23 protein-coding genes are annotated in these 23,835 nt (G+C 73.5%); 16 read left to right on the top strand and 7 right to left on the bottom strand.

The features are described 5' to 3' along the window. Nucleotides 1-31: 31 nt before the first annotated feature. The 6 genes from ACSUPV_RS09695 to argF all read left to right on the top strand — a co-directional run bounded on the left by ACSUPV_RS09695 (nt 32) and on the right by argF (nt 6,822). Nucleotides 32-1,159 carry a hypothetical protein gene (locus ACSUPV_RS09695; RefSeq protein ID WP_382610733.1) on the top strand — a complete coding sequence of 376 codons (1,128 nt, stop codon included), beginning with the start codon at nt 32-34 and terminating at the stop codon, nt 1,157-1,159. After that, nucleotides 1,156-2,283, top strand: a complete 1,128-nt coding sequence (locus ACSUPV_RS09690; protein WP_078651024.1) for an effector-associated domain 2-containing protein — start codon at nt 1,156-1,158, stop codon at nt 2,281-2,283. Before ACSUPV_RS09695 ends, ACSUPV_RS09690 begins: the two co-directional genes overlap by 4 nt. Nucleotides 2,284-2,380: 97 nt before the next feature. Then, the gene (locus ACSUPV_RS09685; RefSeq protein WP_031119022.1) at nt 2,381-2,611 is read left to right on the top strand and encodes a hypothetical protein; all 231 of its coding nucleotides are present in this window, start codon (nt 2,381-2,383) and stop codon (nt 2,609-2,611) included. Nucleotides 2,612-2,703: 92 nt separating this feature from the next. Continuing rightward, on the top strand, nt 2,704-4,395 hold the full coding sequence (locus tag ACSUPV_RS09680; protein WP_037767251.1) for an HEXXH motif domain-containing protein: 1,692 nt from the start codon (nt 2,704-2,706) through the stop codon (nt 4,393-4,395). A 101-nt stretch (nt 4,396-4,496) separates the two neighbouring features. Further along, entirely contained in the window at nt 4,497-5,720 is a 1,224-nt protein-coding gene (locus ACSUPV_RS09675) for an arginine deiminase (RefSeq protein ID WP_031119024.1), read from the top strand. Nucleotides 5,721-5,814: 94 nt separating this feature from the next. Further along, entirely contained in the window at nt 5,815-6,822 is a 1,008-nt protein-coding gene (argF, locus tag ACSUPV_RS09670; protein WP_436947306.1) for an ornithine carbamoyltransferase, read from the top strand. Nucleotides 6,823-6,834: 12 nt separating this feature from the next. Here argF and ACSUPV_RS09665 read toward each other — a convergent pair whose 3' ends face one another. Next, on the bottom strand, nt 6,835-7,290 hold the full coding sequence (locus tag ACSUPV_RS09665) for an ATP-binding protein (protein ID WP_031119026.1): 456 nt from the start codon (nt 7,288-7,290) through the stop codon (nt 6,835-6,837). Between the two features lie 320 nt (nt 7,291-7,610). On the opposite strand from ACSUPV_RS09665, the gene ACSUPV_RS09660 reads away from it, so the two are divergent. Beyond that, entirely contained in the window at nt 7,611-8,438 is an 828-nt protein-coding gene (locus tag ACSUPV_RS09660) for an enoyl-CoA hydratase family protein (RefSeq protein WP_037767248.1), read from the top strand. Then, on the top strand, nt 8,423-10,774 hold the full coding sequence (locus ACSUPV_RS09655) for a bifunctional salicylyl-CoA 5-hydroxylase/oxidoreductase (RefSeq protein ID WP_436947305.1): 2,352 nt from the start codon (nt 8,423-8,425) through the stop codon (nt 10,772-10,774). The genes ACSUPV_RS09660 and ACSUPV_RS09655 overlap by 16 nt, the downstream gene beginning before the upstream one ends. Before the next feature lie 280 nt (nt 10,775-11,054). Here ACSUPV_RS09655 and ACSUPV_RS09650 read toward each other — a convergent pair whose 3' ends face one another. Beyond that, complete coding sequence (locus ACSUPV_RS09650; RefSeq protein ID WP_031119029.1) at nt 11,055-11,867, bottom strand: PaaX family transcriptional regulator; 813 nt, start codon at nt 11,865-11,867, stop codon at nt 11,055-11,057. 15 nt (nt 11,868-11,882) lie between these two features. Continuing rightward, the gene (locus ACSUPV_RS09645) at nt 11,883-13,481 is read right to left on the bottom strand and encodes an AMP-binding protein (protein ID WP_359792761.1); all 1,599 of its coding nucleotides are present in this window, start codon (nt 13,479-13,481) and stop codon (nt 11,883-11,885) included. A 126-nt stretch (nt 13,482-13,607) separates the two neighbouring features. Here ACSUPV_RS09645 and ACSUPV_RS09640 point away from each other — a divergent pair, with 126 nt between their 5' ends. The 8 genes from ACSUPV_RS09640 to ACSUPV_RS09605 all read left to right on the top strand — a co-directional run bounded on the left by ACSUPV_RS09640 (nt 13,608) and on the right by ACSUPV_RS09605 (nt 20,952). Beyond that, nucleotides 13,608-14,735: an acyl-CoA dehydrogenase family protein gene (locus ACSUPV_RS09640; RefSeq protein WP_436947304.1), complete on the top strand. Its 1,128-nt coding sequence runs from the start codon at nt 13,608-13,610 to the stop codon at nt 14,733-14,735. Next, a complete protein-coding gene (locus ACSUPV_RS09635; protein WP_031119033.1) occupies nt 14,732-15,130 on the top strand; it encodes a RidA family protein in 399 nt (132 codons plus the stop codon). Before ACSUPV_RS09640 ends, ACSUPV_RS09635 begins: the two co-directional genes overlap by 4 nt. A gap of 106 nt (nt 15,131-15,236) precedes the next feature. Beyond that, nucleotides 15,237-15,677 (top strand): DUF6299 family protein, encoded by a 441-nt coding sequence (locus tag ACSUPV_RS09630; RefSeq protein WP_436947303.1) that lies wholly within the window; start codon nt 15,237-15,239, stop codon nt 15,675-15,677. 172 nt (nt 15,678-15,849) lie between these two features. Further along, nucleotides 15,850-17,439 carry an ABC transporter substrate-binding protein gene (locus tag ACSUPV_RS09625; RefSeq protein ID WP_359792752.1) on the top strand — a complete coding sequence of 530 codons (1,590 nt, stop codon included), beginning with the start codon at nt 15,850-15,852 and terminating at the stop codon, nt 17,437-17,439. Between the two features lie 20 nt (nt 17,440-17,459). Beyond that, entirely contained in the window at nt 17,460-18,428 is a 969-nt protein-coding gene (locus ACSUPV_RS09620; RefSeq protein ID WP_037767241.1) for an ABC transporter permease, read from the top strand. Continuing rightward, nucleotides 18,418-19,317, top strand: coding sequence for an ABC transporter permease (locus ACSUPV_RS09615; protein ID WP_436947302.1), 900 nt, complete (start codon nt 18,418-18,420; stop codon nt 19,315-19,317). The genes ACSUPV_RS09620 and ACSUPV_RS09615 overlap by 11 nt, the downstream gene beginning before the upstream one ends. 8 nt (nt 19,318-19,325) lie before the next feature. After that, nucleotides 19,326-20,306 carry an oligopeptide/dipeptide ABC transporter ATP-binding protein gene (locus ACSUPV_RS09610; protein WP_436947301.1) on the top strand — a complete coding sequence of 327 codons (981 nt, stop codon included), beginning with the start codon at nt 19,326-19,328 and terminating at the stop codon, nt 20,304-20,306. After that, on the top strand, nt 20,299-20,952 hold the full coding sequence (locus ACSUPV_RS09605; RefSeq protein WP_037767234.1) for an ABC transporter ATP-binding protein: 654 nt from the start codon (nt 20,299-20,301) through the stop codon (nt 20,950-20,952). Before ACSUPV_RS09610 ends, ACSUPV_RS09605 begins: the two co-directional genes overlap by 8 nt. A gap of 6 nt (nt 20,953-20,958) precedes the next feature. On the opposite strand, the gene ACSUPV_RS09600 is transcribed toward ACSUPV_RS09605, so the two are convergent. The 4 genes from ACSUPV_RS09600 to ACSUPV_RS09585 all read right to left on the bottom strand — a co-directional run bounded on the left by ACSUPV_RS09600 (nt 20,959) and on the right by ACSUPV_RS09585 (nt 23,831). Beyond that, the gene (locus ACSUPV_RS09600; protein WP_031119042.1) at nt 20,959-21,270 is read right to left on the bottom strand and encodes an ArsR/SmtB family transcription factor; all 312 of its coding nucleotides are present in this window, start codon (nt 21,268-21,270) and stop codon (nt 20,959-20,961) included. A 61-nt stretch (nt 21,271-21,331) separates the two neighbouring features. Next, entirely contained in the window at nt 21,332-21,631 is a 300-nt protein-coding gene (locus tag ACSUPV_RS09595; protein WP_436947300.1) for a hypothetical protein, read from the bottom strand. Between the two features lie 148 nt (nt 21,632-21,779). Next, nucleotides 21,780-22,544, bottom strand: a complete 765-nt coding sequence (locus ACSUPV_RS09590) for a class I SAM-dependent methyltransferase (protein WP_382610697.1) — start codon at nt 22,542-22,544, stop codon at nt 21,780-21,782. Nucleotides 22,545-22,634: 90 nt separating this feature from the next. Beyond that, nucleotides 22,635-23,831, bottom strand: a complete 1,197-nt coding sequence (locus tag ACSUPV_RS09585; RefSeq protein ID WP_031119045.1) for an aminotransferase class V-fold PLP-dependent enzyme — start codon at nt 23,829-23,831, stop codon at nt 22,635-22,637. Nucleotides 23,832-23,835 lie beyond the last annotated feature (4 nt).

Below are 23,835 nucleotides of genomic sequence, written 5' to 3'. Positions count from 1 at the left end.
GACGGCGGTCGTCTTCGTTCACGGAACCGGGGTGCGTGAACCCGGATTCTCGGCGCTGGTGGGGCGCGTCGCGGCCGGGCTGGCCGCACAGCGCGGCGGGCTGGAGGTCGTGCCTTACGACTGGGGCGCGGCACACGGTGCCAGACTCGCGGCCGGCGGCGCCAGCCTGCCGCCCCGGTCCGGCACCACGCGCGGTCCCGGTTCGGACCCGGGGGACGAGACGACCACGGCGTGGGCCGTCCTCTACGCCGACCCGTACGCCGAACTGGCCTCGGTGGCCGCCGAGGCCGGCCCGGTCGTCGAACGTCCGCCCGGCACCGTACCGCCGCAGCAGCACATCCGCGCGCTGCTCACCGCACTCGCCGCCCGGGGCGACGAACCGGGAGCCGAGGCGGGCCCCGGACTGGCCCGGGCCGCCACCGGCCTGGCCGCACACCCCCTGCTCGGTCCCGCCGCCGACGCCCTCGACCCGGCGGACCTCGCCGTCGTCGCGGCCCGCTCCCTGACCGCGCGCCTCATATCCGACGCCCTCGAAGCCGACTCCCCGCTCGTACCGGTCGGTGAGACGCGGGACGCCGTCACCGACCGGATCGCCGAGGCCCTCGGCGCGCCGCCCCGGGGTACGGAGCGGGGAGTGCGCACCTGGCTGCTGCGGACGGCGGGAGCGGCGGCCTCGCGGGCCGTCGAACGCCGCCGCCGGGCCCTCACCGAGGCCGCCCACCCCGCCGCCGGTGACATCCTGCGCTACCTGAGCCGGGGCGCGGCCTTCCGGGCCGGCCTGCGCGCCCTGGTCGCCGGCCTGGAGCCGCCCGTCGCCGTGGTCGGTCACAGTCTCGGCGGCATCATCGCCCTGGACACACTGATCTCCGCCCCGCTGCCCCAGGTCGGCCTCCTGGTGACGGCCGGCTCCCAGGGGCCGTTCCTCTACGAGTCGGGCTCCCTGCCGTCGCTCGAGCACCCCGAGCCCCTGCCGCCGCACGTCCCCGCCTGGCTGAACCTGTACGACCCGCGCGACCTGCTCGGCCATCTCGGCGCGGAACTCTTCCCGGGGCGGGTCACCGACGTCCCCGTCGACAGCGGTCAGCCGTTCCCCGCCGCGCACAGTGCCTACTGGACCAACCCGGCCGTGTACCGCCACATCGTGGACCACCTGCCGTGACCGGGCCCATGCCGCCCCTCGACCCGGCCCGGGTGCACGCCCTGATCGTCGGCATCGAGGCCTACGAGGCCGGTGACACCTGGCGGCTGCCCGGGCCCGCCCGGGACGCCGTGCGATTCCGGCGGCTGCTGCGGGACGCCGGGGTGCCGGAGTCCCGACTCCGGCTGCACCTGGCACCTCTGCCGTCGTACGACCCGCAGGTCCCGTACGAGCGTGCGGACCAGGCGACCCTGCGCCGGGTCCTCGTCCGTGAACTCTCCCTGGCCGAAGGGGACGTGCTGTGGGTCTGGTGGGGCGGCCACGGCGTGCTGGACCGGGCCGGGCGGCTCCGGCTGTTCTGCGCGGACGCGGGCGTCACCGACAAGGTGGGCATCGACCTGGACTCCGCGCTCGCCCGGTACGCGGGTGACGCCGTGCCGGGACTGCGTGAACAGATGTGGATCGTGGACGCCTGCGAGACCTTCGAGGAGGACCTCGCCTTCCGGGAGGCGCTGCCCGCCGACGCCCTGCCCGTGGGCCGGCCCACCCATGCGCACCGGCAGACCGTGCTGCGCGCCGCGGGCAGGGGCAGGGCGGCGGCCAACGACCCGGTCCGTGCCACCGGCCTGTTCTCCGACGTCCTGCTGGGTCTGCTGGCCGACCGGGCGGCCGTTCTGCCCGCCCCGCCCGATCCGGAGGAACTGTTTCCGGCCGTTCGGGCGCGCATCGCGGCCCTCAGGGAAGAGGGCCGTACTCTTCAGCATCCCGAGATCCGGCTCCAGGGCCCGGATCGCGTCGAGACCCTGCCCCCGGCCGTGCCGCCCATCGTGCCGCGCCCCCTCACAGCGATGCAGCGGGTCGTGGAAGCCCTCCTCGCCTATCCCCTGATGACCGACCCCGAGGAACGCCAGACGGTCGTCTCCGCGCTGAACTCCCGTGTCACAGCCGTGCTGCGCCGTCACAGCAGGGCGCGCACCGATGTCGTCAACATCGTCAGCGGGCTCGCCCGGCGGAACCCGGAGGCACTGTGGGACCTGTTCGACGCCGTGGTGTCCGTCGACGACGACCCGGAACTGAAGGCCGAACTCGCGGCTGCCCTTGCCGAGTTGGCACCCGCATCGGCGCGTCGGCTTGATCGCCAGTGATCAGTGGCGTGATCGTACGGTTTTCGCCCCCGGGGTAAATGGCCATGATGGAAAAACACGGGGCATCGCGTGCCACCGTGCGAGAAGGGGGAGCACCTTGGACCAGCCGCCCGTTCTGCACCACGCCGGAGCCGCCGCACCCGATCCGGTCGTCGCCACCTCGGGGACCGATGTCTGGGAATCCGATCTGGCGGACCTGGCGGCGCTGCCCCTGAGCGCCGTGGACGGTCTCCCCGCCCTGCCCCCCGGCACGCGCCTGCTGACCGAGGTACTGCGCGCCCGCAGCAGCATGAGGAGCGGTGAGGGCTCAGGCGCCCGAGCAGACTAGCCGCCGACCGTCCCGACGGCAGCCCCCGGTGCGACACCCGCACGCGCACCGGGTCCCGTGCATGTCCGCCAAGCGACCGGAGGCCCGCGACGATGACCAGCGAGCAGCACCTCGCTCCACTCCGCATGCCGGACCGGCTCTTCGCGGAGCTGGCCGCCGGAGGTGGCTCGGCGGCGGCCGTCGCCTTCCTCGAACGAGCCGAGCGCGCCCGGCGGTTGCTGCTCCTGCGCACCCTCCTCGACCATCTCGGCGCCCTGCCCACACCCCTCACCCCGGTCACCGAGGCCTGGCGGGTGCTCAAGGAAGCGGCCGAGAAGTCACCCGAGCCGGTCGAACGCCTGCTGCTGGCCCCGGCGACCGGTGGCTGGATGTCCCACATGCTGCGCCGGGTGCACGGCACGGCGAGCGGGCCGCCGCTGTGGGCGGAGGCGGGCCACCTGAGCGCGCTGGCCCTGTCGGCCTCCGTGCACGGGGGCACCGAGACGGCGCTCGGTGTTCCGCTGACCAGCGGCCGGCTGCACCTGCCCGGGCTCGGGATGGTCCGACTCCCCGATGCCAGAAGGGGCCTGGCGGTCGGCCGGGCCACGACCGCCGGGGGAGAGCTGACGGTCACCGGGCCGGGCCGTACGAACGGCTCGGTGCGGGTGACCTGCCGTCCGCTGCGGCAGCGCACCGCCGCCGACGGGGACACCTGGCTCCCGCTGCGCACCCTCACCCACACCCGCCCGGACGGCGAAGCCGCCACGGTGGTGCTCGAAGACCTCGACCCCTACCGCGATCTCGACGACCACCTGCCCCCCGCCCGGCTCGACGAGGACGAGGCACGGGAGTGGCAGCGGCTGTTCGGCGAGGCCGTGCGGATCCTCGCCCGCCCGGGGCCGCCGGGGCCGGGCCGGGTCGACCCGGGCATGATCCGGGCGATCGTGCCCTTCGGACGCACCGCGGTCAGCCCGCCGGCGCTGCCGTTCGTCCAGGTGTCGGCCTCCAGCGGCGACTCCTTCGGCGGCATGCTCATCGTCCGCCCGGCCTCCGCGCTCGCCCTCGCCGAAACCCTGGTGCACGAACTCCAGCACAGCAAGCTGGCCGCCCTCCTCCACCTGTTCCCGCTGCTGGAGGACGACCGTGCCGAGCGCTACTACGCCCCCTGGCGCACCGACCCCCGCCACCTCACCGGCCTGCTGCACGGCGCCTACGCCTTCACCGGTGTCGCGGGCTTCTGGCGGGACCGGCTGGCCGAGGCGGAGGGGGGCGAGGCGGCCGAGCGGGCCGCCTACTTCTTCGCCCTGCGCCGCCTGCAGAGCCGTCTGGCCGTGCGCACCCTGCTGACCAGCGGCCGGCTGACCATGCCCGGCCGGGCTCTGGTGTCCGGGCTGGCCCGCACGCTCGACACCTGGCTGCGCGAACCGGTGCCGCCCGCCGCCCTGACCCGGGCCCGCACGGCCGCGGCCCTGCACCGCACCGAGTGGCGCCTGCGCAACGTCGACCCCGCGGTCGAGCCGCCGTCGGACGGCCCTCGCTTCCGCCGCGACCGCGCCCCCTGGCCCGACGTCCGCACCCACGCCTTCGCCGCCCGCTCCCGCGCCCCGCACACCGCCGACGAGCACCTCGCCGCCGGGGACGCGGCCGCCGCGCTCGCCCGCTACGCCGAGCGGCTGGCCGCCGACCCCGCCGAGCCGCACGCCCTCGCCGGGTGGATCGTCGCCCGGGCCGTGCTCGACCCGGGGCGGGAGACGCGGCGCATGCTGGCACGGCCGGAGCTGCTCCAGCCGCTGCCCAGCGGATGACCCGGAAGCCGACCGATTGTCGTCAGACAGACACGAACAAGAGTCGGGCGGAAACGGGCGACCAGCGAGTCAAGTCGGCCCGAGGTGGTCAGGATGGAGGCATGGCATACCACGTCCACTCCGAGGCCGGGCGGCTGCGCCGTGTCATCCTGCACCGGCCCGATCTCGAGCTCAAAAGGCTCACCCCCAGCAACAAGACCTCGCTGCTCTTCGACGACGTGCTGTGGGTGCGCAGGGCCCGCGCCGAGCACGACGGGTTCGCCGACGTGCTGCGCGACCGGGGCGTCACCGTCCACCTCTTCGGTGACCTGCTGGCCGAGACGCTCGAGGTCCCGGAGGCCAGATCCCTCGTCCTGGACCGGGTCTTCGACGAGAAGGAGTACGGCCCCCTCGCCACCGACCACCTGAGAGCCGCCTTCGAGACGCTGCCCGCCCGCGACCTGGCCGAGGTGCTGGTCGGCGGCATGACGAAACGCGAGTTCCTGGACGTCCACCCGGAGCCGACCTCCGTGCGCTTCCATGTCATGGAACTGGACGACTTCCTGCTGGGCCCCCTGCCCAACCACCTCTTCACCCGCGACACCTCCGCCTGGATCTACGACGGCGTCTCCATCAACGCCATGCGCTGGCCCGCCCGGCAGCGCGAGACCGTGCACTTCGAGGCGATCTACCGGCACCACCCGCTGTTCCGGGACGAGGACTTCCACGTCTGGTCCGAGGGGCAGCCCGACTACCCGTCGACCATCGAGGGCGGGGACGTCCTCGTCATCGGCAACGGGGCGGTGCTCATCGGCATGAGCGAGCGCACCACGCCCCAGGCCGTCGAGATGCTCGCGCACAAGCTGTTCGCGGCCGGTTCCGCCGAGACGATCGTGGCCCTGGACATGCCCAAGCGGCGCGCCTTCATGCACCTCGACACCGTGATGACGATGGTCGACGGCGACACCTTCACCCAGTACGCGGGTCTCGGCATGCTCCGCTCGTACACCATCGAGCCGGGCGTCGGCGAGAAGGAGCTGAAGGTCACCGACCATCCGCCGGAGCACATGCACCGCGCGATCGCCGCCGCGCTCGGCCTGAACGAGATCCGGGTGCTGACCGCCACCCAGGACGTGCACGCGGCCGAGCGCGAGCAGTGGGACGACGGCTGCAACGTCCTGGCCGTCGAGCCGGGCGTCGTGGTCGCCTACGAGCGGAACGCCACCACCAACACCCACCTGCGCAAACAGGGCATCGAGGTGATAGAGATCCCGGGCAGTGAGCTGGGGCGGGGGAGGGGCGGGCCGCGGTGCATGAGCTGCCCCGTGGAACGGGAGGCGGTGTAGCGGCCTCCGGTCCCGGGCCGGCGTCCCGTATATACATGCTGAGCTTCGTATAGTATTCCAGGAGTCTGTGTCCCCGTATCCCTGGAGCGCCCCCATGGCGACAGTCCCGACCGCCCTCGCCGGCCGCCACTTCCTCAAGGAGCTGGACTTCACGCAGGAGGAGTTCCGCGGCCTGGTCGAGCTGGCCGCCGAGCTGAAGGCCGCCAAGAAGGCCGGGACGGAGACGCCGTACCTGCGCGGCCGGAACATCGCCCTGATCTTCGAGAAGACCTCCACCCGCACCCGCTGCGCCTTCGAGGTCGCGGCCGCCGACCAGGGCGCCTCGACGACGTACCTCGACCCCTCCGGCTCGCAGATCGGGCACAAGGAGTCGGTCAAGGACACCGCGCGGGTGCTGGGCCGGATGTACGACGCGATCGAGTACCGGGGCGACAGCCATCAGAAGGTCGAGGAGCTGGCGGCGTTCGCCGGGGTCCCCGTCTACAACGGGCTCACCGACGACTGGCACCCGACGCAGATGCTCGCCGACGTGCTGACCATGACCGAGCACTGCGCCAAGCCGCTCACCGGGACGACCTTCGCCTACCTGGGCGACGCCCGCTTCAACATGGGCAACTCCTACCTGGTGACCGGCGCCCTGCTCGGCATGGACGTACGGCTCGTCGCCCCGAAGGCCTACTGGCCGGCCGAGGAGGTCGTCGACCGGGCCCGCGCGCTCGCCGAGGGCAGCGGCGCCCGCATCACGCTCACCGAGACCCTGGACGAGGGTGTCCGCGGCGCCGACTTCGTCGCCACGGACGTCTGGGTCTCCATGGGCGAGCCGAAGGAGGTCTGGGACGAGCGCATCGCCGCCCTCGCCCCGTACGCCGTGACCATGGACGTCCTGCGCGCCACCGGCAACCCGGACGTGAAGTTCCTGCACTGCCTGCCCGCCTTCCACGACCTCGGCACCAAGGTCGGCCGCGAGATCCACGCCTCGCACGGCCTGGAGTACCTGGAGGTCTCCGACGAGGTCTTCGAGTCGGCCCACTCGGTGGTCTTCGACGAGGCGGAGAACCGCATGCACACCATCAAGGCGGTCCTGGTCGCGACGCTCGGATGAACCCGGCGGGCCTCAGGCCGACGGACGCCGCTGAGCCGGTACCGCGGGCAGTCTGAACCACACGGCCTTGCCGGACTCGGTCGGCCGGTGGCCGCAGGACGAGCTCAGGGCGCGGATCAGCAGCAGTCCGCGCCCGTGCTCCTGCCAGGGGTCCGGCGGCCCGCCGGCCGGACAGGTCAGGTCGCCGGGCGGCGCCGGGTCGGTGTCGTGCACCTCCACCTGGCAGCCCGACGGCATCAGCTCCACGACCAGCTCTATCGGCGTCTCGCCCGGGGTGTGCTCCACGGCGTTCGCCACCAGCTCCGCCGTGAGCAGCTCGGCGGTGTCGCAGTCCGCCCCGTGCTCCAGCTCGGCCAGCGCCGTACGGACCAGGGCACGGGCCACGGGCACCGCCGCCGCGGTGTGCGGCAGCGCGATGCGCCAGGAGGCGGGGGCTGAGGGGAGTTCGTACAAGGCGGGTCCGTTCATGGAGCAGGACGTCCTGCTTTCAACCTGATGAATGGTACGGCGCCCCTCTTCCGAGGCGTCCCAGGGGCACCGTCGGGAGGCGCCTTTGCCCCCTTGCCGACGGCTTACCCAGGTGAACGCCGTGCCGCGCGCAGCTGCTCCCGCCGTTACGTCGGCGTGGACGATCTGTGACGGATGTGACCGGCCCGGGTCACGCCGGACCCACACCGGAGTCCTACCCGGACGGCCTATCGCGCACTCATGACGACAGTCACGAATGAGTGATAGCTTCGTGGGGTAGAGCTCAGTGAGGCCGTGCCCGCCCGAGGAGGCCGCCCGTCATGAGTCCCTTCACCGGCTCCGCCGCCCGTACCCCCGGCTGGGAGCATCTGCGCGTCGACCTCGCCGACGGCGTCGCGACCGTCACCCTGGCCCGCCCCGCCAAGCTCAACGCGCTCACCTTCGGCGCCTACGCCGACCTGCGCGACCTGCTCGCCGAGCTGTCCCGCGAGCGGTCCGTACGGGCCCTGGTGCTGGCCGGCGAGGGACGCGGCTTCTGCTCCGGCGGCGACGTCGACGAGATCATCGGCGCCACGCTCGCCATGGACACCGCCCAGCTCCTCGACTTCAACCGGATGACCGGCCAGGTGGTCCGCGCGATCCGCGAGTGCCCGTTCCCGGTGATCGCCTCGCTGCACGGCGTGGCGGCGGGCGCCGGAGCGGTCCTCGCCCTGGCCGCAGACTTCCGCGTCGCCGACCCCACCACCCGCTTCGCCTTCCTCTTCACCCGCGTCGGCCTCTCCGGCGGCGACATGGGCGCGGCCTACCTGCTGCCCCGGGTCGTCGGCCTCGGCCACGCGACCCGCCTGCTGATGCTGGGCGACCCGGTCCGCGCCCCCGAGGCCGAGCGCATCGGCCTGATCAGCGACCTGACGGAGGAAGGCCGGGCGGACGAGACCGCGCGACAACTGGCCCACCGCCTGGCGGGGGGCCCGGCCCTGGCCCACGCCCAGACCAAGGCTCTCCTGACGTCCGAGCTGGACATGCCCCTGGCGGCCTCGATCGAACTCGACGCCTCGACCCAGGCCCTCCTCATGACCGGAGAGGACTACGCCGAATTCCACGCGGCGTTCACGGAGAAGCGCCCTCCCAAATGGAGCGGACGGTGACGGCAACACCCTCAGGGGCGCGGGGAACTGCGCGAGCAACCGCACACCACCCGCACCCGCACACCCGTCCCGGCCACCCCCTGCGCGTCGCGGTCATCGGCGGCGGCCCCGGCGGCCTCTACGCCGCCGCCCTCCTCAAGCGCCTTGATCCACGACGCGACATCACCGTCTGGGAACGCAACGCCCCCGACGACACCTTCGGCTTCGGCGTGGTCCTCTCCGACGAGACCCTCGGCGGCATAGAGCACGCCGACCCCACGGTCTACCAGGCCCTCCAGCGGGACTTCGTCCGCTGGGACGACATCGACATCGTCCACCGCGGCGTCCGCCACACTTCCGGCGGCCACGGCTTCGCCGCGCTCGGCCGCCACCGCCTGCTGGAGATCCTCCACGACCGCTGCCGCGAACTCGGCGTGGACCTCCGCTTCCACACCGAGGCCCCGAAGGACCTCCCGCGGACCCACGACCTGGTCATCGCCGCGGACGGCGTCCACAGCACGACCCGCGAGACCTACGCGGACGTCTTCCGCCCGCGGGTCACGGCACACCGCTGCCGCTACATCTGGCTCGCCGCCGACTTCCCCTTCGACTCCTTCCGCTTCGAGATCGCCGAGACCGAACACGGCGTGATGCAGCTCCACGGCTACCCCTACGCCCCCGACGCGTCGACGGTGATCATCGAGATGCGCGAAGAGGTCTGGCGCGCGGCCGGCTTCGACGAGCTCGACGAGGCGGAATCGATCGAACGCTGCGCCAAGATCTTCACCGAGGCACTCCAGGGCCGCCCCCTGACGTCGAACAACTCCACCTGGACGACCTTCCGCACGGTCGTCAACGAGCGCTGGTCGCACGGCAACGTCGTCCTCCTCGGCGACGCCGCCCACACCGCCCACTTCTCCATCGGCTCCGGCACCAAGCTCGCCGTCGAGGACGCCCTGGCCCTGGCGGCCTGCCTGGAGGAGCAGGACTCCCTGCCGGATGCCCTGGCCGCGTACGAGGCGGAGCGGCGGCCCGTCGTCGCCTCCACGCAGCGCGCGGCACGCGCCAGCCTGGAGTGGTTCGAGAACCTCGCCCTCTACCTGGACCAGCCGCCCCGCCAGTTCGCCTTCAACCTGCTCACCCGCAGCCGCCGCGTCACCCACGACAACCTCCGCCTGCGCGACGCCCGGTTCACGGAGGCGGTGGAGCGCGAGTTCGGCTGCCCGCCCGGCACACCCCCCATGTTCACCCCGTTCCGGCTGCGCGGCCTGACCCTGCGCAACCGGGTCGTCGTCTCGCCCATGGACATGTACTCGGCGGTCGACGGCGTCCCCGGCGACTTCCACCTCGTCCACCTCGGCGCCCGGGCACTCGGCGGGGCCGGGCTGGTGATGACGGAGATGGTGTGCGTCAGCGAGGAGGGCCGGATCACGCCCGGCTGCGCCGGCCTCTGGTCCGGACGGCAGGCGGAGGCCTGGAAGCGGATCACGAACTTCGTGCACGCGCAGGCCCCCGGCACGGCGATCGGCGTGCAACTCGGCCACAGCGGCCGCAAGGGGTCGACGAAACTGATGTGGGAGGGCATGGACGAGCCGCTCCCGGAGGGCAACTGGCCGCTCGTGGCCGCGTCGCCGCTGCCGTACAAGCCGTCCGGCCAGACGCCGCGTGAACTCTCCCGCGCCCAGCTCACCGATCTGCGCGAGCAGTTCGCCGCCGCTGCCTGCCGTGCCGCCCGGGCCGGGTTCGACCTGCTGGAACTGCACTGCGCCCACGGCTACCTGCTCTCCGGCTTCCTCTCCCCGCTGACCAACCGGCGCACCGACGCCTACGGCGGCACCCTGGAGAAGCGGCTCCGCTTCCCGCTGGAGGTCTTCGACGCCGTACGGAACGTCTGGCCGGGGGAGCGGCCCATGACGGTCCGGATCTCCGCCACCGACTGGGCCGAGGGCGGGACCACCGCCGAGGACGCCGTGGAGATCGCCCGGGCCTTCGCCGCGCACGGCGCCGACGCCATCGACGTCTCCACCGGGCAGGTCGTGGCGGACGAGCGGCCCGAGTACGGCCGCTCCTACCAGACGCCGTTCGCGGACCGCATCCGCCACAGCACCGGCGTCCCCGTGATCGCGGTCGGCGCCATCTCCTCCTGGGACGACGTCAACTCCCTGATCCTCGCGGGCCGAACGGACCTGTGCGCCCTGGCCCGCCCGCACCTCTACGACCCGCACTGGACCCTGCACGCGGCGGCCGAACAGGGCTACACGGGCCCGGGCGCGACCTGGCCGGCCCCGTACCGCGCGGGCAGCCGCCGCCCCCGGACGGGCCGCACGGACGCCCCGAAGCCGCGGCTGAGCCTGTGAGGTGACGGCGGGTCCGCGCCGAACCGCGGGGCGAAAGGCGGGGGTTACCCACGTGGCGCCCCCGCCGGGCCACTACACTCTGTCGTCATCCGCTCACTACGGCGGCAAGGGACAGGCAGCCACCGATGACGGCCATCACCAGCATCAGACTCGACGACGGCTCGTTGCTGCGGGTCGAGACCACGGCACCGGCTTCGCCGCGCCCCGTGGCCGAGGACCTCAGTCCCTGGGAGTAGCACCCGACGGGACGCTCCTCGTCGTGGGAACGCCGGGGGCGGTGTCACAACCCCACGAACCGGGCCCCCGCCTCCCGCAGCCGCTCGTGCAGCCCCCGGAACACCGCCGACGAGCGGGCCCCCGGCCAGTCCCCGGGGAGCAGCTCGGAGGGGAGGCCGGGGTCGGTGTAGGGAAGGTGGCGCCAGGAGTCCAGGGCGAGGAGGTAGTCGCGGTAGGCCTCCTCGGGCGGGGTGTCGTCCCGCTTCTCCCAGTCGTGCAGGACGCGTTCGTGGCGGTCGAGGAACGCCTCGTGCTCCTTGGCGATGGCGGCCAGGTCCCACCAGCGGGCGACGGCCTCCGCGGTCGGCGCGAAGCCGAGGTGGTCGCCGCGGAAGAAGTCGACGTACGTGTCGAGCCGCAGCCGCTGGAGCGTGTGCCGGGTCTCCTCGTACAGCCGTGCGGGCGCGATCCACACGCCTGGGGCGGCCGTGCCGAAGCCGAGGCCGGCCAGCCGGGAGCGCAGCACGTGCCGCTTCTGCCGCTCCGACTCCGGCACGGAGAACACCGCGAGCACCCAGCCCTCGTCCTCGGGCGGTGCGGTGGCGTAGATGCGCCGGTCGCCGTCGTCGAGCAACTGGCGGGCGTCCGGGGACAGCGCGTACCCGGCCGCCCCCTGCGCGGTGCGGGCGGGCACGAGCAGTCCGCGTCTCTTGAGCCGTGACACGGAGGAGCGTACGGACGGGGCGTCCACGCCGACCGCGGCCAGCAGCCGGATCAGTTCGGCGACGGGCACGGGGCCCGGCACGAAGCGACCGTACGCGCCGTAGAGCGTGACGATGAGAGACCGTGGTGCATGCTGGTCGGACACGTTGATCATCTTAGGTCGTGCGGATCAGTCCCGGCCGCCCGCGGTGCGGAGTCGGAACCGCTGGAGCTTGCCGGTGGCCGTGCGCGGCAGCGCGTCGAGGAAGACGATCTCGCGGGGGCACTTGTACGGCGCGAGTTCCGTCTTGACGAAGGCGCGCAGCGCCCCGGCGTCCCGTTCGGCGCCCTCCTTCAGGACGGCGAAGGCGACCACGAGCTGGCCGCGTGCCTCGTCGGGCTGCCCGACGACCGCCGCTTCCACCACGTCCGGGTGACGCAGCAGCGCGTCCTCGACCTCGGGGCCCGCGATGTTGTACCCGGCCGAGATGATCATGTCGTCGGCGCGGGCGACGTAGCGGAAGTAGCCGTCGGGTTCGCGGACGTAGGTGTCGCCGGTGATGTTCCAGCCGCCCCGCACGTACTCCCGCTGCCGCGGGTCGGCGAGGTAGCGGCAGCCGACCGGTCCGCGCACCGCCAGCAGTCCCGGCTGTCCGTCGGGCACGGGCTCGCCGTCCTCGTCCTGCACGCGCGCCTGCCAGCCCGGTACGGGCACGCCCGTCGTCCCGGGCCTGATCCGGTCGTCCGCGGCGGAGATGAAGATGTGCAGCAGCTCGGTGGCGCCGATGCCGTTGATGACGCGCAGGCCCGTGCGCTCGTGCCAGGCCTGCCAGGTGGCCGCGGGCAGGTTCTCCCCGGCCGAGACGCAGCGCCGCAGGGACGAGACGTCGTGGCCGTCGAGGTCGTCGAGCATCGCGCGGTAGGCGGTGGGGGCGGTGAACAGCACGGAGACCCGGTGCCGGGCGATGGCCGGCAGCAGCTGTCGCGGTCCCGCCTGCTCCAGCAGCAGCGCGCTCGCCCCGGCGCGCAGCGGGAAGACGACCAGCCCGCCGAGGCCGAAGGTGAAGCCGAGCGGGGGGCTGCCCGTGAAGACGTCGTCGGCGCGGGGCCGCAGGACGTGCCGGGAGAAGGTGTCGGCGATGGCGAGGACGTCCCGGTGGAAGTGCATGCAGCCCTTGGGCCGGCCGGTGGTGCCGGAGGTGAAGGCGATCAGGGCCACGTCGTCGGCCGCGGTCGCGACGGCCTCGAACGGGGCCCGGGGTGCCGGGCGGTTGAGGAGGTCGTCCGGCGCGTCCCCGCCGTAGGTCGTGATCCGCAGGTCCGGGATCTCGGCCTTGGCGAGGTCGTCGACGGCGCGGATGTCGCACAGCGCGTGCCGCACCCGGGCGATCTCGCACATGGTGCTCAGCTCGTGCGGACGCTGCTGGGCGAGCACGGTGACCGCGACGGCGCCCGCCTTCAGCACGGCCAGCCAGCAGGCCGCGAGCCACGGTGTGGTGGGGCCGCGCAGCAGCACCCGGTTGCCGGGGACCACGCCGAGTTCGCCGGTGAGCAGGTGCGCGACGCGGTCCACCCGGGCGCGCAGGTCGCCGTACGTCCACGGCTCGCCGGCGGGGGTGAGGAACGCCGGGCGGTCGTCGGGCGGGCCGCCGAGCAGTTCGGCGGCGCAGTTGAGCCGTTCGGGGTAGCGCAGCTCCGGCAGGTCGAAACGGAGCTCGGGCCATTGGGCCGGAGGTGGCAGCTGGTCGCGGGCGAAGGTGTCGACGTGGGCCGTGCCCCGTGGATTCATACGGTTCGCCCCCTTGGCGTGGTGGGCTCGCCCCTGGAGCGTATCGTGTTGATGACGACAGTCAACGGTCCGCGATAGCCTCGGAGTGGCCCGGCCGGAAGCAGGGCGGCGGAGAAGGGACCGGCGATGACCGCATTCTCGCTCGAACCGGCACAACTCGCCTGGTGCGCCGAGCTGCGCACGCTGGCCGCGGAGCGGTTGCGCCCGTTGGCCGAGAAGGGCGAGTCCGGGCGGGTGAACCGGGCCCTGGTCGCCGAACTCGGCCGACTGGGGCTGCTCGCACGCCTGTTCACCTCGGGTGCGCTGGACCTGTGCCTGATGCGCGAGTCCCTCGCGTACAGCTGCACGGAGGCCGAGACGGCCCTCGCCCTCCAGGGCCTCGGCGCCCACCCGGTCCACACGCACGGCACCGAGGCCCAACGGGCCCGCTGGCTCCCGGGGGTGGCCGACGGCACGGCCGTCGCGGCCTTCGCCCTGAGCGAGCCCGGGGCGGGCTCGGACGCGGCGGCGCTGGAACTGACCGCCCACCCCGACGGCCCCGCCCGCTGGCGCCTCTCCGGCGAGAAGTGCTGGATCTCCAACGCCCCCGAGGCGGACTTCTACACCGTCTTCGCGCGCACCACCCCCGGTGCCGGCGCCCGCGGGGTCACGGCGTTCCTCCTGCCCGCCGACCGCCCGGGACTGACCGGACGCGGGCTCGACATGCTCTCGCCGCACCCCATCGGCGCACTCGACTTCGACGGCGTACCGGTGACGGCCGACGACGTGCTCGGCGAGGTCGACCGCGGCTTCCGGGTCGCCATGGGGACGCTCACTCTGTTCCGGCCCAGCGTCGGCGCCTTCGCCGTCGGCATGGCGCAGGCGGCCCTCGACGCGACCCTCGCCCACACCGCCCGCCGCGACGCCTTCGGCGGCACACTGCGGGACCTCCAGGCCGTCTCCCATCAGGTCGCCGAGATGGCTCTGCGCACGGAGGCGGCCCGCCTGATGGTGTACGCGGCGGCCACGGCGTACGACGCGGGCGCACCGGACGTCCCCCGGCGCTCCGCCATGGCGAAACTGCTCGCCACCGAGACCGCCCAGTACGTCGTCGACACGGCCGTCCAGTTGCACGGCGCCCGGGCGCTGCGCCGCGGCCACCTGCTCGAGCACCTCTACCGCGAGGTGCGCGCCCCCCGCATCTACGAGGGCGCCAGCGAGGTCCAACGCGGCATCATCGCCAAGGAGTTGTACGCCCGGCAGGAGGCACGGTGACCCCCGAACGCGTCAACCCGCCCGACCTGTCCCCGCCCGCCGGCTTCTCCCACGCCGTGGTCGTCTCCGGCTCCCGCGTGGTGTTCCTGGCGGGACAGACCGCCCTCGACGCCGACGGCAAGGTGGTGGGGCGGACCCTGCCCGAGCAGTTCGAGCGGGCCCTCGCCAACCTGCTGGCCGCCCTCACGGCCGCCGGCGGCACCCCGGCCGACCTGGCCCGCGTCACCGTCTACGCCACGGACATCGCCGCGTACCGCGCCCACGCCCGGGAACTGGGCCGCCGATGGCGCTCACTGGCCGGCCGCGACTACCCGGCCATGGCGGTCGTCCAGGTGGTCCGGCTGTGGGACGAGGAGGCGCTGGTGGAACTGGACGGGTTCGCCGTGCTGCCGTGAGGAGGGCGGTGGACTCGCCACCGAAGGGGTGAGGATCACGGGCGGCGGCCCGGAGGGCCGGTACGAGTGGAAACGCCATTTTCACTCCTCCCGGGAGGTTCCCCTCATGCGTGTACGTCCCCTTCTCGGCGCGGCGGCCGGTGCCGCGCTGCTGTTCCTGACCGGCGCCGGGGCGACGCCCGCCGCCGCGTCCGTCCTCGCCCCCTCCGAGTCCGTGACGGTCGACGCGGTGGGCCGGATCGCCGCCGACGGCACCGTCACCCTGTCCGGCACCTACCGCTGCGTCGGCTCCAGCGGCCCCGTCTTCGTCAGCTCCTCCGTGAGCCAGGGCGTCTCCACCACCCGCTACGGCATCGGCGGCACCCGTGCCGTGTGCGACGGCGCGGTGCACCGCTGGGTGAACACGGGCCGCCCCATGTCCGGCGCGCTCACGCCCGGCGCCGCCCACGTCGAGGCCACCCTCATGGAGCTGCGCACCTCCAGCGGCCTGCCGCTGCCCAGCTTCCACGCCACCTCGGTGCAGGAGATCACCCTGGTGCAGAGCTGAGCCAGGGCCGTCAACGGACCGGCGGGCAGGTCGAATCCGGCCGCCCGCCGGTCCCGGCCGACCCGACGACCTGGGCTTTTCACACCGCGATGGTGCGCGACCCTCCTCCTTGACTGTTTAATTGCGAGGTCTGTGCAACAACCTGACTACAGCAACAAGGGTGTGAGGTCACATGTCGACCCGTCGGATACGAGGGGCCGCCGCCACGGCGGCGCTGGCCGCGGCGGTCACCGCCTGCTCCGCTCCCGGCAGCGGCGGGTCGGGCGACGCCAAGTCCGCCGCCTCCGTGGTGATCGGGGTGGCCTCCGAGCCCGACACCCTCAGCCCGCTGCTCGGCTACGGCAAGGACGGCAACTCCAAGATCTTCGACGGGCTGCTCGCCCGCGACGCCGACCTGAAGCTGAAGCCGGCGCTGGCGGCCGCGCTGCCCGAGATCACCGACGGCGGCCGCACGTACACCTACACCCTGCGCGACGGCGTCGAGTTCAGCGACGGCGAGCCCCTCACGGCCGCCGACGTCGTCTACACGTACCGGACCGTGCTCGACCCGAAGACCAACAACACCTTCAAGAGCGAGCTGGACGCCGTGAAGGAGGTCCGGGCGAGCGGCGACGACAAGGTCGTCTTCACCCTCAAGTACCCCTACGCCCCCTTCGCCGCCCGCACGGTCCTGCCCATCGTCCCCGAGCACGTCGCGGCCGAGCAGGACCCCAACACCGGCTCCTTCAACACCAAGCCGGTCGGCACCGGGCCGTACGTCCTCAGCGGCTGGAGCAAGGGCGAGAAGCTCACCTTCAAGGCCAACCCCCGGTACTGGGGCGGCGAGCCGAAGGTGAAGGCCTTCACCATGGCGGTCATCGCCGACGACGACGTCCGCGCGACCCGGCTGCGCTCCGGCGACCTCGACGGCGCGGTCCTGCCGCCCAACCTCGCCGCCACGTTCCGGCGCGACGACGCCAAGCGCACCCACGAGGCCCGGTCCTACGACTTCCGGGCCGTCACCCTCCCCACCGCGCACCAGGTCACCGGCGACCGCGCCGTCCGCCGGGCACTGGACGCCGCCGTGGACCGCGAAGCCATGGTCGACAAGATCCTCGACGGCGCGGGCCGCCCGGCCTACGGGCCGCTGCCCGTCGACGACCCGGCCTTCACGAGGGGCATCGAACGCGGCAAGGACCTCGCCGAGGCCGGCAGGATCCTGGACGAGGCCGGCTGGAAGCCCGGCAAGGACGGCATCCGCGCCAAGGACGGACAGCGCGCCTCCTTCAGCCTCCTCTACCCCTCCGGTGACAAGGTCCGCCAGGACCACGCCCTCGCCTACGCCTCCGACGTCAAGAAGGCCGGCATCGAGGTGAAGGTGGAGAGCGCCACCTGGGAGGTCATCGAGCCGCGCATGAAGGACACCGCCGTCCTCGCCGGCTTCGGCAGCACCGGCGACCCCGACTTCGGCCTCTACACCCTGCTGCACTCCTCCCTCGCCGGCGACGGCTTCAACAACATGGCCCGCTACGCCGACCCGGCCGTCGACCGCGCCCTCGACGAGGGCCGCCGCAGCCAGGACACGGCCGCCCGCAAGGCCGCCTACGACACGGTGCAGCGCGCCCTGGTGAAGAACCCCGGCTACACCTTCCTCACCCACATCGACCACCTCTACGTGCTGGCCGACCGCTGGGACGGCCTGACCACCCAGCTGGAGCCGCACGAGCACGGCTTCGCCAGCGGCCCCTGGTGGAACATCGAGGACTGGCAGCCCAAGAAGTGACCCGCCCGCCCTGGGGAGCGATGGCACGGCTGGCGGGGCGGCGGGCCCTGTTCGCCGTGCCCGTCCTGCTCGTCGTCACCTTCGGCGTGTTCGCCATCGCCGCCGCCTCCCCCTTCGACCCCGTCAAGGCCTACGCCGGCACCGCCGCGCTCGGCGCCGACCAGGAGACCCTGGACCGGCTGCGCGAGAACCTCGGCGTGGACCGGCCGTTCGCCGTCCGCTGGTGGGACTGGCTGACCTCCGCGCTCACCGGCGACCTCGGCCACTCCAGCGTGCTGCGGCAGCCGGTCGCGCAGGTGATCGGCGAACGGCTCGTGTGGTCCGCGCTGCTGTGCGCGGTCGCCTTCGCCGTCGCCGTGCTGCTGGGCACGCTGCTCGGCGTGCTCGCCGCCCGCCGCCCCGGCTCGGCCGTCGACCGGGCCGTCACCTCCCTCGCCTACACCCTGGAGGCGGCCCCGGTCTTCTGGATCGCGCTGCTCGCCGTCTGGCTGTTCGCCCTCCAGTGGGACGTCCTGCCGGCCGGCGGCCTCACCGACACCGGCAGCGAACACGTCACGTTCGGGCAGGTCACCAGCCACCTCGTGCTGCCCGCCGGGGTCCTGGCGGTCTCCCAGCTGCCGTGGTTCACGCTGTACGTCCGCCAGGGCGTGGGCGACGCCCTCGCCGAGGACCCCGTCCGTGGGGCCCGTGCGCGCGGCCTGAGCGAACGCACCGTCCTGCTGGGGCACGCCCTGCGCTCCGGACTGCTGCCGGTGCTCACGCTCATCGGCTCCCGCGTGCCCGAACTCATCACGGGGGCGCTGCTGGTGGAGAGCGTCTTCAGCTGGCCGGGCATCGCCGCGGCCACCGTCGAGGCGGCCACCGCCGTCGACTTCCCGCTGCTCGCCGCCCTGACGACGCTGGCCACCGCCGCCGTCCTCGCCGGCAACCTGCTCGCCGACCTGCTCTACGGACTGTTCGACCCGAGGGTGAAGCTCAGTGACATGTGACGCACCGGCGCCCGCCGGCGCCCCGGCCGAGAGCGAGTGGCGGTCGCACGGGCCCGGGCGCCGCTCCACCCGCGCCCTGCGGGTGCGCACCTCCGCCGTACTGGTGGCCGCGACCGTGCTGGCCGTGCTGCTCGTACCGCCGCTGGTCCAGCTCGACCAGCAGGCCGTCGACCTCGCGGCCAAGCTGGAACCGCCCTCCTGGGCACATCCCTTCGGCACCGACGACGTCGGCCGCGACCTGCTGCTGCGCTGTGTCTACGGACTGCGCGTCTCGCTGCTCGTCGGGGTGGCGGCGGCGCTGGCGGCGACCGTGGTCGGCACGGCCGTGGGCGCGGCGGCCGGCGCCCTGGGAGGCTGGGCCGACCGGGCACTGATGCGGGTGGTCGACACGTTCTCGTCCGTGCCGCACCTGCTGCTCGGCATCTTCATCGTCGCCATGTTCCGGCCCGGGGTGTGGCCCGTGGTGATCTCCGTGGCGCTCACCCACTGGCTGTCCACCGCGCGGATCGTCCGCGCCGAGGTGCTGTCGCTGCGGTCGCGGCCCTACGTCGACGCCGCCGTGTCCGGCGGGGCGTCCCGGTGGCGGGTGGCCGTACGGCACCTGCTGCCCGCCGTGCTTCCCCAGGCGGCCCTCGCGGCCGTCCTGATGGTGCCGCACGCCATGTGGCACGAGTCGGCGTTGTCCTTCCTCGGTCTCGGGCTGCCGACACACACCGCGAGCCTCGGCACCCTGGTCCAGAGCGCCCGCGGCTCGCTGCTCGCCGGCCAGTGGTGGCCGACCCTCTTCCCGGGGCTGTTCCTCATCGTCCCGACCCTCGCCCTCGCCGGTCTCGCCGGTGCCTGGCGGGAGCGGATCAACCCCCGTCACCGATCGGAGCTGATGCTGTGAGCGCCGGCATGGATCACCTGCCCCCCGTGCTGTCCGTGCGCGGCCTGTCCGTGCGCTTCCTCATGCCCGGCGGGCGGCGTGTCGCAGCCGTCACCGGTGCCCGGTTCGACGTGGCGGCCGGGGAGTGCCTGGCGCTGATCGGGGAGAGCGGCTGCGGCAAGTCCGTGCTGGCCTCCGCCCTGCTCGGGCTGCTCCCCGGCAACGCGCAGACCGCCGGCTCGGCCCTGCTCGGCGACCTGGACCTGCTCGCCGCCGACGAGCGGACCCTCGCCCGCACCGTGCGGGGCCGGCTCGTCGGACTCGTGCCGCAGAGCCCCGCCGCCCACCTCACGCCCGTGCGCACCGTCCGCTCCCAACTGGAGGAGACCGTCGCCGCACTGACGGCGACCCGGTCACGCGCCGCCCTGCGCACCGCCGCCGAGGCCGCCGCCGCACGGGCCGCGTTCCCCGCGGACCACCTTGACCGCCACCCCCACGAGCTGTCCGGAGGCCTCGCCCAGCGCGCGGCCACCGCCCTCGCCCTGGTCGGCGACGCACCCCTGCTGCTCGCCGACGAGCCGACGACCGGACTCGACCGCGACCTGGTGGACCGTACGGTCGACGAACTCCGGCGGCACGTCGACGAACCGAGCACGGCGCACCCCGGCGGGCGGGCCCTGCTGATGATCACCCACGACCTGGCCGCCGCCGCACGCATCGCCGACCGGATCGCGGTCATGTACGCGGGCCGGATCGTCGAACTCGCCGACGCCACGGCCTTCTTCGGCGAGCCCGGCCCCCGCCACCCCTACAGCCGCGGCCTGCTCCAGGCCCTCCCCGACCGCGCCTTCACTCCGATCCCCGGCATGCCGCCCGAACTCGGCGACCTCCCCGACGGCTGCGCCTTCGCCGCCCGCTGCGACCGGGTCACCGACGCCTGCGCCACCCAGCTGCCGCCCGGCACGGTCGCCTGCCACCACCCGCACGTGCCGGAGGACGTCCGTGCTTGAACTGCGCTCCATCACCGCCGGATACACCAGAGACGCCCCGGTCGTCCGGGGCGTCTCCCTGACCGTGGCGGCGGGCGAGTCCGTCGGCCTGCTCGGCCCGAGCGGCTGCGGCAAGTCCACCCTGGCCCGCGTCGCCGCGCTGCTGCACCGGCCCGACTCCGGCACCCTGCTCCTCGACGGCGCGCCCGTACGGCACTGGCGCCACCGCGCCCCGCGCGACCAGCGCACCGCCTTCGGGGTCGTCTTCCAGCAGGCCAGACTCTCGGCGGACCCCCGGCTGCCGCTCTCCGACCTGATCGCCGAGCCGCTGCGCGCCACCGGCCGCGGCGAGGACGCCCCGGACCGGGTCGCCGAGCTGGCCCCCGCGGTCGGCCTCACCCCGGACCTGCTGACCAGGCGGCCGCACGAGGTCAGCGACGGCCAGCTGCAACGCGCCTGCCTCGCCCGCGCCCTGGTGCTGCGCCCCCGCATGCTGGTGTGCGACGAGATGACCGCCATGCTCGACGCCTCGACGGCCGCGGCTCTCGTGGCGGCCGTCGAGGACTACCGTGCCGCGACCGGCGCCGCCCTGCTGGCCGTCGGCCACGACCGCACGCTGCTCGAGCGCTGGTGCGACCGCGTCGTCCACTGGGACGGCCTGTCCTGAGACGGGCTACTCCTGGGCGTGCCGGATGGCGTCCAGCACGATGTGCGCCACATGGTCGTCGGTGAGGGTGTACCGCGTCTCACGGGCCTGACGCCGTGCGGTGACGATCCGGGAGGTGCGCAGCACCCTCAGGTGCTGGGAGACGAGGGGCTGGCTCACGCCCAGGGCCGTCACCAGTTCGTGGACGTACCTTCCCCCGGCGGACAACTCGCGCACGATGCCCAGCCGTACGGGCGAGGCCAGGGCGCGCAGCAGCTCGCTGGCCGCCTGCAGCGTCCGGTCCGGGTCGTCCGTCGGGGGAGAGGGCGTCGTTGTCATATGCGCACATTAGCATATGACAACGGTTTCCACCTCGGTTCGCCGTTGTGCGGCGAACCCGTCAGTGGTCGTCCCAGTGTCCCTCGTGGGCGGCGTGCCGGTGGCCGTCGTGGACGTAGTCGGTGTGGTCGCCGTGCCGGACGGCCAGGTGGCCGCAGTCGTCGCCGTGCTGGTGGTCGTGGTTCTGGTGCACCGTGTGGCCGCCGTTCGCGCACTCGTCGACGTGGTCCTCGTGCATCCGATGGATGTGGCCGTCGTGGGCGTAGTCGGTGTGGTCGCCGTGGGTGAAGGCGACGTGGCCGCAGTTGTCGCCGTGGGCGTGCGCGTGGTCCTGGTGGGTGAGGTGCTCGGCGGTGGTCATGTGGGGCTCCTTGCGTGTGCTCGTGACGTCCCGCGGTCCTTCAGCCGGGGAGTGTATGGCGACATTAACATATAGTGATTCCTGCATGTATTGTCCGGGGCTCCGGCGCGCCCCGCCATCCGGCGGGGGCGCACGGGTGAACGCCGCGCTAGCGGACCGCCACGACGACGCAGCTGTCCCCGTACTGCCAGACCGGGCCCGCCGTGCGGAAGCCCGCCTGCCGGAGCAGGTCCAGATGCGCGGAGAGGGGGAGTTCGGCCGGGCTGCCGGTGTCCGGGGAGGCCTCGCGGTCACGGCGCTCGGCGAGGAGGTCGGCCAGTTCCGGGTCGTCGGCGACCGCGGCCCACCAGGACCCCCAGTCCTCATGGGCGAACGCCCGCTGCCGGTCGGCCCGGCGCTGCCCGACGTGGGCGGCGATCGCGGCTGGGCCCGTCTCGTCCTGCGGGAGGTGGTCGCCGTTGACGAGGACACCGCCGGGCCGCAGCAGCGCGGCGAGCTGCCGGTAGGTGCGCAGCAGGGTGTCGCGGTCGAGGTAGTGCAGGGCCGTCGTGGAGACGGCCGCGTCCAGCGGCCGGTCCAGGCCCAGCGTCCCGGTCCAGCCCGGTGCGCCGATCTCCGCGTCCACGTAACGGGCCGCGTCCGGGTGGTGGGTCCGGCCCAGCTCCAGCAGGAGGGGGTCCCGGTCCACGGCCACGATCTCCGCCTCCGGCAGCCGCCTGACCAGCCGGGCCGCGAGCGAGCCGGGCCCGCAGCCCAGATCGACGACGAGCGGCCGGGCTCCGCGCCCCGCCGTGACGTGTTCGACGACATCGGCGATCACCGTGAACCGCTCCTCGCGGTCGACTGCGTACCGCTGCTGCTGGAGCTCCCAGCGCTCCACCCATCGCTCCGCCGTCGCCAGACTCAGCCCCATCCGGTCGCGCCACCTCGCCGTCTCGCACCTGACTCTTGCCCGTCCGAGCCTACAGGTGGAAACGGTTCTCATTACGCCTAGTGGGGGGAGTCAGGTGAGTGACGCGAGAACGGACAGCAGCCGGTCGATCTCCTCAACGGTGTTGTACACGTGCAGACTCACCCGCACCGAACCGGTCTTCTCGCCCGCGTCGCCCTGGCAGTGGTGGTCGGAGCGGACCATGAAACCGTGGCTGAACAGGATGAAGCCCAGGTCGCCCGAGTCGATGGCGCGGTGCCGCAGCGTCACGATGCCCTGGCGCCGCTGCACGGCCGTGTCGGCGGCCAGGCTGAGCGGGCAGCCGAGGACCTCGTAGGCGTCCAGCCGGCGCAGCCCGTCGGTGAGCCGCGAGGCGAGGGCGACCGTCCAGCGCTCGATGCGCTCGACCCCGGCGGCGTCCAGCCAGTCCAGGGCCGCCTCCAGGGAGGCGATGCCCACGGTGTTCGGGGTGCCGCTCCACCCGCCGGGCGCGAACGCGGGGCCCCGCTCCTGCCGGGCCCACACCGCCCCGGACCCCGGCAGGGCGAGGGCCTTGTGCCCGGAGAAGACCACGAAGTCGACGTCCAACTCGGCCACGGACACCGGCAGATGGCCGACGCTCTGGGCCGCGTCCAGACAGATCACCGCGTCCGGGCCCACGGCCCGGCGGATCCGTTGCACGTTCATGTCGCCGCCGTACACGTGGTGCACATGGGTGGTGGCGACGAACCGCGTGCGCGGCCCGGCCCGTTCGGCCAGCGCCCGGTGGTCGTAGTCCCCGGAACCGCTCTGGTACGGCATCGGCACCACCCGCACGTGCACGCCCTGCCGGGCGAGCAGCCGCCGGGCCTCCAGCCAGGGCGCGATGTTGGCCTGGTGGTCGGCCTCGGGCACGACGATCTCGTCGCCGTCCCGCAGGAAGTCCGGCAGCCAGTCGCGGGCGATCGTGCGCAGCCCCTCGGTCGTGCCGCTGGTGAAGTGCACGGCGGAGCGGTCCGGTTCGGTGTCCCCGAGGAACCGCGCGACGCGCTCTCGGGTCCGCTCGACCAGTTCCGTGGTCCGGTTGGCCCAGGTGTACGTGCCGCGCGAGGCGTTGGCGTTGGACGTGGTGAGGTACGTCTGCACGGCGTCCAGGACGGCCCGCGGCTTCTGTGCCGTGGCCGCGCTGTCCAGGTAGGCCAGCTCGGGGTGCCCGGTGACGATGGGGAACTGGGCGCGCAGCTCCCGCTGCCACGGGTGCAGGTCGTCGACGGTGGCGGGTGCGGTCATGGCG

It is taken from the genome of Streptomyces sp. SudanB52_2052, from assembly GCF_964272415.1.
GTDB classification, from domain to species: Bacteria; Actinomycetota; Actinomycetes; order Streptomycetales; family Streptomycetaceae; genus Streptomyces; species Streptomyces olindensis.
This window is presented reverse-complemented; position numbering and strand designations above follow the sequence as displayed.